Source organism: Pantoea sp. MBLJ3, from assembly GCF_000816655.1.
GTDB lineage: Bacteria > Pseudomonadota > Gammaproteobacteria > Enterobacterales > Enterobacteriaceae > Pantoea > Pantoea eucalypti.
The window spans coordinates 367,537-380,008 of sequence record NZ_JSUT01000002.1 but is presented as its reverse complement, the minus strand read 5'-3'; the positions used below and the strand labels follow the sequence as shown (position 1 = coordinate 380,008).

Genomic DNA, 12,472 nt, shown 5'->3' with positions numbered 1-12,472 from the left:
TCTTCCTGTTCAGACTACGCCAGCGCGCAGCATGTCATGCATATGTACCACACCGAGCAGACGGTCGTCATCGGCCACCAGAATCGAGGTAATGTTTTTGGTCTGCATCAGGTTCAGGGCTTCAACCGCCAGCATATTTGGCCGGACGCGGATGCCACCCGGCGTCATCACTTCGCCAATGGTGGCGCGCTGAAAATCGATGCCCATATCAAAAATGCGGCGCAGGTCGCCATCGGTAAAGATGCCTTCAATTTTCATCAGACCGTCGACGATCACCGTCAGTCCCAGGTTTTTGCGCGTAATTTCCAGCAGCGCATCGCGCAGTGAAGCATCCCGCGTGACGTGCGGCAGCTCATCGCCGCTGTGCATGATATCAGCCACATGCAGCAGCAACTTGCGGCCCAGCGCACCGCCAGGATGGGAGAGGGCAAAGTCTTCCGCCGTGAATCCACGCGCTTCCAGCAGCGAAACCGCAAGCGCGTCACCCATCACCAGCGTGGCCGTCGTGCTGGAGGTGGGCGCCAGACCCAGCGGACACGCTTCCTGCGGAACATGAACACAAAGATGCACATCGGCAACCCGTCCCATCGCGCTGTCAGGCCGTCCGGTGATGCAGATCAGCGAAATATGCTGACGTTTTAACACTGGGATCAGCGCAAGAATTTCGCTGGACTCACCGCTGTTAGAGATGGCGATGACCACATCATTTTTGCTCACCATCCCCAGATCGCCATGGCTGGCTTCAGCCGGATGCACAAAAAAGGCGGGCGTGCCGGTACTGGCAAAGGTCGCCGCCATTTTTTTGCCGATATGGCCAGACTTGCCCATGCCCATGACCACCACTTTTCCCTGACAGGCATAAATGAGGGCGCAGGCGCGGGCGAAATCGTCATTGATATATTGATCGAGTTGTTCCAGTCCTTCACGCTCGATGCGCAGGACAGTTTTTCCCGCCTGCTGAAAATCAAATGCTGTTGGTTGCTGATATGACATAGTGAGTCTGTCCTTGTTAACCGTCCATAAATGCCGGCTGCATCCAGAGCAGCGTCACCCAGACGAAGAAACCACAGAGTAAAATTAAGCCTGCCGTGCGACCAACCCGACGGCGACGAAGCAGGCAAAGCAGGGCAAACAGCACGCTGACGCCCAGCATCACCCAATAATCACGGGCAAAAGCGTGATAGTCGATGCTGCCAGGATGAATCAGCGCCGGCAGGCCCAGCACGATGGCAATATTATAAATGTTGGCGCCGATCAGATTGCCGATCGCGATATCATCTTCACCTTTCAGCGCACCCGCAATGACCGTTGCCAGCTCAGGCAGGCTGGTTCCCACGGCGATAAGCGTCAGGCCCATGACCAGTTCACTGACGCCAAAGTAGTCGGCAAAAGCGGTCGCATTATCGATCACCATCCGCGTCGACATCGGCAGTATAATCAGCGCGACGGCCAGCCAGAGAAAGGCCACTGTATTTCCGCTCTCTTCGCGAGGCAGTTCGGCCAGCTGTTCGCGGGTCAGGGTGTCGTTATTGTCCTGTTCCGCTTTCCGTGCAATGCGAATCACCACCATCAGATAAATAGCGGCTATGGCGATCAGGCCAATTCCATCCAGTCGACTAAGCTGATTGTCAAACAGCATGAATCCGCTGAGCAGGGTAACCAGCAACATTAACGGAAGTTCGCGGCGTATCAGATTAGAATGGACGTAAAGCGGGTGCATGAGCGCAGCGGCACCGAGGATCAGTAAAATGTTGGTAATATTCGAGCCGAGCGCGGTACCCACAGCAAGATCCATCTGGCCATGCTGCGCCGCTGAAAAGGAGAGGATCATCTCGGGCAGCGAGGTGCCGATGCTGACAACGGTCATGCCGATAATCAGTGGCGGGATGCCAAAAGATCGACACAATATTGAGGCGCTAAACACCAGACGATCGGCACCATATGCCAGTAAAAGCAAACCGATAATCAGCAGTGCAGAAGCTAAGAACATGAAAAATCCTTGCGTAAAAACCCGGGCCGGCAATGCTTTTCCCGACCGGTTTAAGGTTCTGTTTGGCGAGACAGGCGCTGATTTTGACCGCCTGAACGGCAAAAGTAAATTTAATGACCATTTTCGCCAAATCTTAGCGGTAAGTTTCTGTAAAGCTATCGTGAATCAGGACCGAACAGGCTACCATCGTACCCCATGTTTACGCCCGATCCTTACAAGAGGTAATAATGATCCAGCAGCAAACGAATCTGGTTGAGGTTCGTGGCGTGAGTTTTTCGCGCGGAGATCGCACTATCTTCGACGACATTTCGCTGACCGTGCCGAAAGGGAAAGTCACGGCGATAATGGGGCCATCGGGGATAGGAAAAACCACTCTGCTACGCCTGATTGGGGGGCAACTTCAGCCAACCAGCGGTGAAATCTTTTTCCGTGGCGAAAACATTCCGTCATTGTCACGCGCTAAATTGTACGAAGCGCGCAAGAAAATGAGCATGCTGTTCCAGTCTGGTGCCCTGTTTACTGACTTAACGGTCTATGAAAATGTGGCCTGGCCGCTGCGTGAACATACCCGTCTGCCTGCACCGATTCTGCACAGCACTGTCTTAATGAAGCTGGAAGCGGTAGGCCTGCGCGGTGCTGCCCAGCTGAAACCAGCTGAGCTGTCGGGCGGGATGGCACGCCGTGTGGCACTGGCGCGTGCAATTGCGCTTGAGCCGGAGCTGATCATGTTCGACGAACCTTTTGTCGGACAGGATCCCATTACCATGGGCGTGCTGGTAAAATTAATCGACGAACTTAACCATGCTCTGGGCCTGACCTGTATTGTGGTCTCGCACGACGTACCGGAAGTACTGAGTATTGCGGACTATGCCTATATCGTGGCCGGACAAAAAATTATCGCACACGGCACCACGCCGGAACTGCGAGAGAATAATGACCCGCGCGTGCGCCAGTTTATTGATGGCCATGCGGATGGTCCGGTTCCCTTCCGTTTTCCTGCCGGCGACTATCTCGCTGATTTAACCGGCTCAGGGAGTAACTAAACAGATGGTCTTGAAGGCGCTGGCGTCATTCGGTCGTCAGGGAATTGAAACGTGCGCCAGTTTTGGACGCGCAGGATTAATGCTGTTTCACGCGCTGGTGGGAAAACCCGCGTTCCGCAGACATACGCCGCTACTGATCAAACAACTCTATAGTGTAGGCGTACTGTCGTTACTGATTATTGTGGTTTCAGGTCTGTTTATCGGCATGGTGCTCGGACTGCAGGGCTATCTGGTGCTGAACACCTATGGTGCAGAAACCAGTCTGGGTATGCTGGTGGCGCTCTCCTTGCTGCGTGAACTGGGGCCGGTTGTTACCGCGCTGCTGTTTGCCGGACGGGCAGGATCGGCACTGACGGCTGAAATCGGCCTGATGAAAGCCACTGAACAGCTCTCCAGTATGGAGATGATGGCGGTGGATCCGTTGCGCCGGGTAGTCTCGCCGCGCTTCTGGGCCGGTTTTATCAGCATGCCGCTACTGACCATGATCTTCACTGCGGTCGGTATTGCAGGCGGTGCACTGGTTGGCGTGAGCTGGAAGGGGATCGATCCCGGTTTCTTCTGGTCAGCTATGCAGAACGCGGTCGATTTCCGAACCGATGTCGTTAACTGCATCATCAAAAGCGCCGTCTTTGCCGTAACGGTCACCTGGATTGCTCTTTTTAATGGCTATGACGCGATTCCCACTTCTGAAGGGATCAGTCGCGCGACAACGCGTACCGTAGTACATGCTTCACTGGCGGTGCTCGGGTTGGATTTTGTGCTGACAGCACTGATGTTTGGGAATTGATGCAATGCAAAGCAAAAAAAGCGAAATCTGGGTTGGCATTTTTATGATTATGGCGTTGATCGCCGCATTGTTTCTCTGTCTGCGCGTCGCCGATTTAAAGTCGATGGGTACAGAGCCGACGTGGAAACTCTACGCGACCTTTGACAATATCGGCGGCCTGAAAGCCAGTTCACCGGTCAAAATTGGTGGTGTGGTCATTGGCCGGGTGACAGAAATAGCGCTTGAGCCGAAAACGCTGCTGCCGCGTGTCACCATGGAGATCAGCGATCAGTATGCGAATAAAATTTCAGATACCAGCTCGCTGGCTGTCCGTACTCAGGGCCTGCTGGGTGAGCAGTTCCTGGCGCTGAACTTAGGCTTTGACGATCCTGAGCTCGGCTCGGCGATGCTGAAAGATGGCGATACGCTGCGTGATACGAAGTCAGCCATGGTGCTTGAAGACCTGATCGGCCAGTTCCTTTATAAGAGCGGCGATAACAAACAAAAAACTGACTCCAAAGACGCGCAGGAAGGCGACAGTGCTGCGCCTGCGGCACCGGCTCAACCTTAAAGAAGAGGGTTTACCATGTTTAAACGTTTACTGATGATTGCCATGCTGGTGGTAGCGGTACCGCTGACGGCGACCGCAGCCGATCAGAGCAATCCTTACAAGCTGATGAACGAAGCGGCGCAGAAGACATTCACCCGTCTGAAAAATGAGCAGCCGAAAATCAAGCAGGATCCCAACTACCTGCGTGAGATTGTGCGTCAGGAGCTCCTGCCGTATGTGCAGATTAAATATGCAGGCGCGTTAGTGCTGGGACGCTACTATCGTGACTCAACACCTGCTCAGCGTGAAGCCTATTTCAGCGCTTTTGGTGATTATCTGGCGCAGGCGTATGGTCAGGCACTGGCACTCTATAACGGCCAGAGCTACCAGATTCAGCCTGAACAGCCGTTAGGCGACGCCCAGATTGTCGCTATTCGTGTCACCATTATTGACCCAAATGGACGTCCGCCGGTACGCCTCGATTTCCAGTGGCGTAAAAATAGCCAGAGCGGGAAATGGCAGGCTTATGACATGATCGCCGAAGGCGTCAGCATGATCACCACGAAACAAAATGAGTGGAGCGATTTGTTGCGTACCAAAGGTATTGATGGTCTGACGGCACAACTGAAGTCTTCTGCGGCACAGCCGATCACGCTGGATAAACAACAATAATGCACGAATCGTTACGCTGGGAGCGGGAAGCCAGCACGCTATTACTTAAAGGCGAACTGGATCGCGACACGCTGATGAGCCTGTGGCAGCAACGCGAGACGCTGATCAAAGATGTCGATACTATCGACGTCGCGGGGCTGGAGCGGGTGGACTCTTCCGGTCTCGCCCTGCTGGTGCACTTGCGGGAAATCGCGCGTGCACAGGGTATAACCCCATGCTTTACAGGCATCAGTGACAAACTGCGCTCGCTGATTACCCTTTACAATCTGCAACAGATTATTGTTTCTGCGGATAAAAGCGCCTGATTTCCGGTTGTTATGCTAAGCCCCTGTTTCCAACAGGGGCTTTTGCGTATTTAAGAGTCAGCCGCTTTCCTCTACTATGTCAGCCTTATTATTATTAAGTGAAGTTAAGCCCAATGGAAAACAGTGAAATTCAGGCCGTGCTGATGGCCGCATTGCCTTTAGACGAAGTTCATGTGATGAGCAACGATGGCAGCCATTTTCAGGTGATCGCCGTAGGCGAACTGTTTGGCGAACTGAGCCGCGTGAAAAAGCAGCAGGCTGTCTATGCGCCGTTGATGGAATTCATCGCGGATAACCGCATGCATGCTGTCTCTATCAAAACTTATACTCCCGCTGAATGGGCACGTGACCGCAAACTCAACGGTTTCTGATCCTTCTGCGTGGTGAACTCGCCGTGAGCGAGTCCAATTTTTAGCTAGTTAATCGAGAGCCGTGTTGATGGAAAAATTTCGTGTGCAAGGCCCCACCCGTTTAAGTGGTGAAGTCACCATTTCCGGGGCAAAGAACGCCGCACTTCCTATTCTGTTTGCTGCCCTGCTGGCTGAAGAGCCGGTAGAGATTAAGAACGTGCCAAAGCTGCGCGACATTGATACCACCATGAAACTGCTGAGCCAGCTGGGTGCGAAGGTCGAACGCAACGGTTCTGTGCATGTCGATGCCAGTGCGGTAGATGTGTTTTGTGCGCCTTATGACCTGGTCAAAACCATGCGTGCCTCAATCTGGGCGCTGGGTCCGCTGGTGGCGCGTTTTGGTCAGGGTCAGGTTTCTCTGCCGGGTGGCTGCGCTATCGGCGCGCGTCCGGTTGATCTGCATATCACCGGTCTGGAACAGCTGGGTGCTGAGATCAAACTGGAAGAGGGCTACGTTAAAGCCTCAGTCAATGGACGCCTGAAAGGCGCGCTGATTGTCATGGACAAAATCAGCGTTGGCGCAACGGTCACTATCATGAGTGCAGCGACGCTGGCGACGGGCACCACTGTGATTGAGAATGCGGCACGTGAGCCGGAAATTGTCGATACCGCCAACTTCCTTAACACCCTGGGTGCCAAAATCAGTGGCGCAGGTAGCGACAAAATCACCATTGAAGGCGTTGAGCGTCTGGGTGGCGGTGTTTATCGCGTTCTGCCCGATCGTATCGAAACCGGTACCTTCCTGGTGGCTGCTGCCATTTCAGGCGGCAAAGTGATGTGCCACAAAACCCAGCCAGATACCATGGATGCTGTATTGGCTAAGCTGCGTGATGCGGGTGCCGATATTGAAACCGGTGAAGACTGGATCAGTCTGGACATGCACGGCAAGCGACCAAAAGCGGTTAACGTGCGCACCGCTCCGCATCCGGGGTTCCCGACAGATATGCAGGCACAGTTCACCCTGTTAAACATGGTTGCGGAAGGCACGGGTCTGATTACCGAAACCATTTTCGAAAACCGTTTTATGCATATCCCTGAACTGATTCGTATGGGCGGACATGCTGAGATTGAGAGCAACACGGCAATCTGCCATGGGGTTGAAACCCTGTCAGGTGCGCAGGTGATGGCGACCGATCTGCGTGCTTCTGCCAGCCTGGTTCTGGCGGGTTGTATTGCGGAAGGCACGACGTTCGTTGATCGCATTTATCACATCGATCGTGGCTATGAGCACATCGAAGATAAACTGAAAGCAATGGGCGCGAACATCGAGCGTGTCAGCGAAGAGTAAGTCTGCTGAGGCACTCAAAAAGCCAGCCCCCTTCAGGGCTGGTTTTTTTTCGCCTGAAAATAGCCTGCGGTCTCAGTTGCTGTCGGAATGCGCTGCAGGCGTCCGGATACGTTTTCTGCGATCCAGCAGGCGGTGGGTGTGGGGATCATAATATCGACTGGGCCAGATCTCACTCGGGTGAATCGTTAGCGCGTCGGCGATCAGCCATTCTCCTTTGGGCCACGGGCGCGTCAGCGCATTAGCCAGTGTTGACGAACTCAGACCCGATGCGCGTGATAGTGCTGCCAGCGTCATACCGCGTTTGTGCAGCGCCGCGATAATGTCAGCCGGATGCCAGTCTTCCTTTATTTTTTCCATAACCTGTTCTCCTTTTCCTTGTCATTGCGTCGTCCAGCAGGACGTTGGCTTTCCTTTTTAGTGCCATCTGGAAAGAACAGGGGTTTTATAGCAAAAAGTTTCCATTAATTTCCAGTTATTTTTAGATCCAGCGCCGGGTCTGTGGGATGACTCGCAAAAGGTGTGCAAATGCTTGCAGGAAATAAGAATAATGGGGACGGATGAGATGAAAACGGAGCCCGGAAGGCTCCGTGAGGGATCAAAAATCGCGCTGAACTGACATGTGCGCCAGCGACTCCAGGGCACTGCGCCATGGCGATTCCGGCAGAATTCTCAGGGCTTCAATGGCTTTATCCGCTTCCTGTTCGGCACGACTGCGCGTCCACTCCAGTGAACCGCACTGATTCATCGCTTCCAGTACGGGTTCCAGCAGATGGCGGCCGTTTCCCTGTTCAATAGCTTCACGGATCATCTTCGCCTGTTCAGGCGAGCCGTGCTGCATCGCATGCAGCAGTGGCAGGGTGGGTTTGCCTTCACTCAGGTCATCGCCAGTATTTTTACCCAGCGTTTCACCATCAGCACTGTAATCCAGTAAGTCGTCAATTAACTGGAAAGCCGTACCCAGATAGCGCCCATAATCCTGCAGGGCTTTTTCCTCTTCAGGTGTGGCTTCAGCCAGAATTGCAGAAGCCTGCGAGGCGGCTTCAAACAGACGCGCTGTCTTGCTGTAAATGACGCGCATGTAGCTCTCTTCAGTGATGTCGGGATCATTGACGTTCATCAGCTGCAGGACTTCACCTTCAGCAATGACGTTTACTGCCTCTGACATCAGCGCCAGGATACGCAGCGAACCCATGCTGGTCATCATCTGGAAGGCGCGGGTATAAATAAAGTCACCGACCAGCACGCTTGCCGCATTGCCAAACGCCGCGTTCGCGGTCGCTTTGCCACGACGCATATCGGATTCATCCACGACATCGTCATGCAGCAGCGTGGCGGTGTGGATAAATTCGATCAGCGCCGCATTGGTCACGTGCAGGTCGCCCTTGTAGCCCATGGCACGTGCGGAGAGCACGGCAATCATGGGACGGATACGCTTGCCCCCACCACTGATGATGTAATAGCCCAACTGGTTGATGAGCGAGACATCTGAATTCAGCTGGTCGAGGATGGTCTGGTTAACGGCAGCCATATCCTGTGCGGTTAATTCATTAATCTGTTCTAAGTTCATTCGTCTTTTCAGCTATGACTCGTTATCTCTGCCATGGTAAGTGGTTTACTCAGCCAGCGTTCAGGTAATCTGTTACTGATTGTACTTGAATTTTGTGCCTGAGAAACGGTTGCATTCAGCCTGTGTTTTTTTTCTGCAAGAGTGTGCAAAGTGCTCTTGTCTTCTTCTGGAGTTTTGCGTAGAATTCGCGCCCTATTGTGAATATTTAGCGCGCCGCCTGATGAACTAAAAGGCAAGCGCAGAAGCGGAGTTTTATATGTACGCGGTTTTCCAAAGTGGTGGTAAACAACACCGAGTTAGCGAAGGTCAGACCGTTCGCCTGGAAAAGCTGGACATCGCAACCGGTGAAACGATTGAGTTTGACCAGGTTCTGATGATTGCTAATGGCGAAGACGTGAAAATCGGCGCGCCACTGGTTTCAGGCGGAATGATCAAGGCAGAAGTTGTTGCTCACGGTCGTGGCGAGAAAATTAAGATTGTTAAGTTTCGTCGTCGTAAGCACTACCGTAAGCAAGCAGGCCATCGCCAGTGGTTCACTGATGTGAAAATCACTGGTATCACGGCGTAAGAGGAGATCTGACAAATGGCACATAAAAAGGCTGGTGGTTCGACTCGAAATGGTCGTGACTCCAATGCAAAACGTCTGGGTGTAAAGCGTTTCGGTGGCGAATCTGTTCTGGCAGGTAGCATCATCGTTCGTCAGCGTGGCACCAAATTCCACGCCGGTACCAATGTAGGTTGTGGTCGTGACCACACCCTGTTTGCTACCGCAGACGGTAAAGTACAGTTCGAAGTTAAAGGTCCGAACAACCGTAAATACATCAGCATCGTTGCTGAGTAAGGTTGTCGTGACGCAGACGTTTAACGTCTGAACGCACGAATTGAAGGCCCCGCAGCTCCTGCGGGGCTTTTTACATTCTGCGGTCTGTTGCGGTAAAAGCGACGCATCACAAAAGTTTGCTGTACACTTTGTGTACGCACTGGCGAAAGCCAATCCTGATTTATCCGCCGCTGGTCAGCGCAGAAGACCCTGGCGGACCCGTCTGCAGAGTGCTGCAGACGATTGTGTGACGGAGATAGAAAATGAAGTTTGTAGATGAAGCGACAATTTTGGTCGTCGCCGGTGATGGCGGTAATGGTTGCGTGAGCTTCCGCCGCGAAAAATATATCCCGAGAGGCGGCCCTGATGGCGGTGATGGCGGTGACGGCGGTGATGTTTATCTGATCGCTGATGAAAACCTCAATACCCTTATCGATTATCGTTTCGAAAAATCTTTCCGGGCAGAGCGCGGACAGAACGGCCAGAGCCGCGACTGTACAGGCAAACGCGGTAAAGATATCGAAGTTAAAGTGCCGGTCGGCACCCGGGTTATCGATCAGGGTACCGGTGAGACACTCGGTGACATGACGCGTCACGGCCAGAAACTGATGGTCGGCAAGGGCGGCTGGCATGGTCTGGGCAACACGCGCTTCAAATCCTCAGTGAACCGCAGTCCTCGTCAGAAAACGATGGGTACTCCAGGTGAAAAACGTGACCTGCAGCTGGAGCTGATGCTGCTGGCAGACGTTGGGATGCTGGGCTTACCGAACGCCGGTAAATCAACCTTTATCCGTGCTGTTTCAGCTGCCAAACCAAAAGTGGCGGACTATCCATTTACCACGCTTGTGCCGAGCCTGGGCGTAGTCCGTATGGACAGCGAGCAGAGCTTCGTCGTGGCTGATATTCCTGGCCTGATTGAAGGCGCAGCAGACGGTGCTGGCCTCGGTATCCGCTTCCTGAAACACCTTGAGCGTTGCCGCGTATTGCTGCACCTGATCGACATCGATCCGATCGATGAAAGCGATCCGGTTGAAAATGCCCGCATTATTCTCGGCGAGCTCGAAAAGTACAGCGAGAAGCTGTTCAACAAGCCACGCTGGCTGGTCTTCAACAAGATTGATCTGATTAGCGAAGAAGAAGCGCAGTCACGGGCAAAAGCCGTTGCTGAAGCGCTGGGCTGGGAAGATAAGTATTACCTGATCTCTGCCGCAAGCCGTACTGGTGTCAACGAACTCTGCTGGGACGTGATGAGCTTCATCAATGCCAACCCGAAAGAAGCCGAGCTTGAAGAGAAACAGCCGGAAAAAGTGGAGTTTATGTGGGACGATTACCACAAAGAAACCATTGAAAACACGGTCGAAGTGGAAGATGAAGAGTGGGATGACGACTGGGATGATGAAGACGACGAAGGTGTTGAAATCATCTATCAGCGTTAACCGCGCGTCTGCTACAGCGTGATATAGGATGCCCCCTTTCAGGAATGAAAGGGGGCATTGTTCTTTCTGGAGCCTGCTCTTCAGGGCGACGCTGATATCTGCTTCTGAAGCGTTCAGCCATAAAAAAACGCAGCAGGTTGATCACCTGCTGCGTTTTTATTACTGCGTAATCAGTTGTTCTGATTGATATCGCGGTAGAGTCGGCTCTCGAAACGCACCAGGGGAATACGACGGGTACGTTGATCTTCCGGCGGTACCGCATACCCGGAAAGGAACTGAACGAACGCCACCCGCGCGCCACTTGAGGTAGTGATAAAGCCCGCCAGGTTATAGACGCCCTGCAGTGAACCGGTTTTCGCCGAGACTTTGCCATCCAGTCCTGCTTCATGCAGTCCGCCCCGATATTGCAGCGTGCCATCATAGCCAGCCAGCGGCAGCATCGAAATATAATCCAGCGTGTTGTCATTCTTCGCAATGAACTGCAACACCTGCATCATGGTTTGCGGCGAAATCAGGTCGTGGCGCGACAGGCCGGAACCATCGACCTGGATGCTGTTGCCCATATCGACGTTGGCTTTCGCTTTCAGGATACGACGAACCGCATCCTGCCCGGCACGGAAGGTTCCTGGTACGTTGAAGTAGTGATGACCAATAGTGCGGAACACCGTGTCGGCAATCATGTTGTCTGACTTCTTCAGCATGGTGTGCAGCAGCGTATGCAGCGGCGCGGACTGGGTCGATGCCAGTACGGTGCCTGGCTCCGTGACCTGCGTCTGACGCACCAGATGCCCGCTGTAATCAATCTCTGACGACCGCAGTTCCGCCTTGAGAATCTCGCCAGCCCAGGCCGCACCATCCTGCACGGCAAAGGCCAGCGGCAGCGGTTCGGCACGCTGACGCATACAGCCAGTCAGCGTGTAGCGGTTCAACTCGCCCGGCACCACATCCAGTTCACAATATTGCCCTTCGCCGCTGTTGCGGCCGATGGTGCGGACCTGGCTATACATATGCGCCGGATAATAGGAGGCGATGCGAACAAAGGCATTTTCACCCGGCGTATTCGCGCTGTAGAGCGACACCGAGAAACAGTTCTTATCAACAATCGCTGCACCCGGCGGGGCGCTGAAGCACTGAGTCATATCGTTCCACGGCCAGCCCGGCGCCATGTCGTGACTGGCAAACACGGACGTGTCGATAACCAGATTGCCTTTGATATGGTTAATACCCTGCTTCTTAATCGCCGCGACCATGTTGCGCAGATCCTGACGGGTTAAAGTGGGATCACCGCCGAAACGTGCGACTAAATCGCCGTTCAGGGTGCCATCTATAATGGCGCCGCGAGTCTCAAAAGTGGTCTGAAAACGGAAATCGCCACCCAGTTCCAGTAATGCCGCCAGCGCCGTCACCACTTTCATGGTACTGGCGGGCAGGGCCATCTGTTTTCCGTGATAATCAATGATCGGTGTTGAAGCACCCACTTTCTGGACCATCAGCGCCAGATTGGCACCGTCTGGCAGGTACTGCATGTATTCATCAACTGGCGCTGCGTGTGCCTGCAGCATAAATGCACAGCTTAATCCGGTAACAAGTCGTGAAAATCGCATAATCTCGCGGTAACTGGCAGG

General features: G+C 53.6%; 16 protein-coding genes. 11 read left to right on the top strand and 5 right to left on the bottom strand.

Translation table 11 applies throughout. The features are described from left to right. Window positions 1–9 precede the first annotated feature (9 nt). A complete protein-coding gene (gene kdsD / locus NP77_RS02780; RefSeq protein WP_003851102.1) occupies window positions 10–993 on the bottom strand; it encodes an arabinose-5-phosphate isomerase KdsD in 984 nt (327 codons plus the stop codon). 16 nt (window positions 994–1,009) lie between these two features. Next, entirely contained in the window at window positions 1,010–1,990 is a 981-nt protein-coding gene (locus NP77_RS02775) for a calcium/sodium antiporter (protein WP_003851100.1), read from the bottom strand. Here NP77_RS02775 and NP77_RS23610 point away from each other — a divergent pair. From NP77_RS23610 to murA, 8 genes are all read left to right on the top strand, one after another. Next, window positions 1,989–2,246 (top strand): hypothetical protein, encoded by a 258-nt coding sequence (locus tag NP77_RS23610; RefSeq protein WP_128755139.1) that lies wholly within the window; start codon window positions 1,989–1,991, stop codon window positions 2,244–2,246. The two genes, NP77_RS02775 and NP77_RS23610, sit on opposite strands and share 2 nt — an antisense overlap. Beyond that, a complete protein-coding gene (gene mlaF / locus NP77_RS02770; protein ID WP_008925409.1) occupies window positions 2,218–3,033 on the top strand; it encodes a phospholipid ABC transporter ATP-binding protein MlaF in 816 nt (271 codons plus the stop codon). The genes NP77_RS23610 and mlaF overlap by 29 nt, the downstream gene beginning before the upstream one ends. A 4-nt stretch (window positions 3,034–3,037) precedes the next feature. Beyond that, window positions 3,038–3,820, top strand: coding sequence for a lipid asymmetry maintenance ABC transporter permease subunit MlaE (gene mlaE, locus NP77_RS02765; protein ID WP_008925410.1), 783 nt, complete (start codon window positions 3,038–3,040; stop codon window positions 3,818–3,820). A gap of 4 nt (window positions 3,821–3,824) precedes the next feature. Beyond that, window positions 3,825–4,370, top strand: a complete 546-nt coding sequence (gene mlaD, locus NP77_RS02760; RefSeq protein ID WP_008925411.1) for an outer membrane lipid asymmetry maintenance protein MlaD — start codon at window positions 3,825–3,827, stop codon at window positions 4,368–4,370. A gap of 15 nt (window positions 4,371–4,385) precedes the next feature. Further along, window positions 4,386–5,021 (top strand): phospholipid-binding protein MlaC, encoded by a 636-nt coding sequence (mlaC, locus tag NP77_RS02755; protein ID WP_008925412.1) that lies wholly within the window; start codon window positions 4,386–4,388, stop codon window positions 5,019–5,021. Beyond that, a complete protein-coding gene (mlaB, locus tag NP77_RS02750) occupies window positions 5,021–5,326 on the top strand; it encodes a lipid asymmetry maintenance protein MlaB (RefSeq protein ID WP_008925413.1) in 306 nt (101 codons plus the stop codon). Before mlaC ends, mlaB begins: the two co-directional genes overlap by 1 nt. Window positions 5,327–5,439: 113 nt before the next feature. Continuing rightward, window positions 5,440–5,697: a BolA family iron metabolism protein IbaG gene (gene ibaG, locus NP77_RS02745; protein WP_003851098.1), complete on the top strand. Its 258-nt coding sequence runs from the start codon at window positions 5,440–5,442 to the stop codon at window positions 5,695–5,697. A 67-nt stretch (window positions 5,698–5,764) separates the two neighbouring features. Next, window positions 5,765–7,024 (top strand): UDP-N-acetylglucosamine 1-carboxyvinyltransferase, encoded by a 1,260-nt coding sequence (gene murA / locus NP77_RS02740; RefSeq protein WP_008925414.1) that lies wholly within the window; start codon window positions 5,765–5,767, stop codon window positions 7,022–7,024. Between the two features lie 72 nt (window positions 7,025–7,096). Here murA and NP77_RS02735 read toward each other — a convergent pair whose 3' ends face one another. Together NP77_RS02735 and ispB are read right to left on the bottom strand one after the other, a co-directional pair. Beyond that, window positions 7,097–7,381, bottom strand: coding sequence for a helix-turn-helix transcriptional regulator (locus tag NP77_RS02735; RefSeq protein ID WP_003851095.1), 285 nt, complete (start codon window positions 7,379–7,381; stop codon window positions 7,097–7,099). A 238-nt stretch (window positions 7,382–7,619) separates the two neighbouring features. Next, window positions 7,620–8,591: an octaprenyl diphosphate synthase gene (gene ispB / locus NP77_RS02730; RefSeq protein ID WP_008925415.1), complete on the bottom strand. Its 972-nt coding sequence runs from the start codon at window positions 8,589–8,591 to the stop codon at window positions 7,620–7,622. 256 nt (window positions 8,592–8,847) lie between these two features. Here ispB and rplU point away from each other — a divergent pair, with 256 nt between their 5' ends. From rplU to cgtA, 3 genes are all read left to right on the top strand, one after another. Next, window positions 8,848–9,159: a 50S ribosomal protein L21 gene (gene rplU, locus NP77_RS02725; RefSeq protein WP_008925416.1), complete on the top strand. Its 312-nt coding sequence runs from the start codon at window positions 8,848–8,850 to the stop codon at window positions 9,157–9,159. A 15-nt stretch (window positions 9,160–9,174) separates the two neighbouring features. Continuing rightward, window positions 9,175–9,432, top strand: coding sequence for a 50S ribosomal protein L27 (rpmA, locus tag NP77_RS02720; protein WP_003851093.1), 258 nt, complete (start codon window positions 9,175–9,177; stop codon window positions 9,430–9,432). A 242-nt stretch (window positions 9,433–9,674) separates the two neighbouring features. Beyond that, a complete protein-coding gene (gene cgtA, locus NP77_RS02715) occupies window positions 9,675–10,847 on the top strand; it encodes an Obg family GTPase CgtA (RefSeq protein ID WP_003851092.1) in 1,173 nt (390 codons plus the stop codon). 170 nt (window positions 10,848–11,017) lie between these two features. Here the strand turns inward: cgtA and dacB are convergent, their stop codons facing one another. Next, entirely contained in the window at window positions 11,018–12,451 is a 1,434-nt protein-coding gene (gene dacB / locus NP77_RS02710; protein ID WP_033743117.1) for a serine-type D-Ala-D-Ala carboxypeptidase, read from the bottom strand. Window positions 12,452–12,472 lie beyond the last annotated feature (21 nt).

Coding starts and splice junctions, on each gene's coding strand:
- kdsD (WP_003851102.1), bottom strand. CDS start 993: ATGTCATATCAGCAACCAACAGCATTTGATTTTCAGCAGGCGGGAAAA.
- NP77_RS23610 (WP_128755139.1), top strand. CDS start 1,989: ATGAAAAATCCTTGCGTAAAAACCCGGGCCGGCAATGCTTTTCCCGAC.
- NP77_RS02775 (WP_003851100.1), bottom strand. CDS start 1,990: ATGTTCTTAGCTTCTGCACTGCTGATTATCGGTTTGCTTTTACTGGCA.
- mlaF (WP_008925409.1), top strand. CDS start 2,218: ATGATCCAGCAGCAAACGAATCTGGTTGAGGTTCGTGGCGTGAGTTTT.
- mlaE (WP_008925410.1), top strand. CDS start 3,038: ATGGTCTTGAAGGCGCTGGCGTCATTCGGTCGTCAGGGAATTGAAACG.
- mlaD (WP_008925411.1), top strand. CDS start 3,825: ATGCAAAGCAAAAAAAGCGAAATCTGGGTTGGCATTTTTATGATTATG.
- mlaC (WP_008925412.1), top strand. CDS start 4,386: ATGTTTAAACGTTTACTGATGATTGCCATGCTGGTGGTAGCGGTACCG.
- mlaB (WP_008925413.1), top strand. CDS start 5,021: ATGCACGAATCGTTACGCTGGGAGCGGGAAGCCAGCACGCTATTACTT.
- ibaG (WP_003851098.1), top strand. CDS start 5,440: ATGGAAAACAGTGAAATTCAGGCCGTGCTGATGGCCGCATTGCCTTTA.
- murA (WP_008925414.1), top strand. CDS start 5,765: ATGGAAAAATTTCGTGTGCAAGGCCCCACCCGTTTAAGTGGTGAAGTC.
- NP77_RS02735 (WP_003851095.1), bottom strand. CDS start 7,381: ATGGAAAAAATAAAGGAAGACTGGCATCCGGCTGACATTATCGCGGCG.
- ispB (WP_008925415.1), bottom strand. CDS start 8,591: ATGAACTTAGAACAGATTAATGAATTAACCGCACAGGATATGGCTGCC.
- rplU (WP_008925416.1), top strand. CDS start 8,848: ATGTACGCGGTTTTCCAAAGTGGTGGTAAACAACACCGAGTTAGCGAA.
- rpmA (WP_003851093.1), top strand. CDS start 9,175: ATGGCACATAAAAAGGCTGGTGGTTCGACTCGAAATGGTCGTGACTCC.
- cgtA (WP_003851092.1), top strand. CDS start 9,675: ATGAAGTTTGTAGATGAAGCGACAATTTTGGTCGTCGCCGGTGATGGC.
- dacB (WP_033743117.1), bottom strand. CDS start 12,451: ATGCGATTTTCACGACTTGTTACCGGATTAAGCTGTGCATTTATGCTG.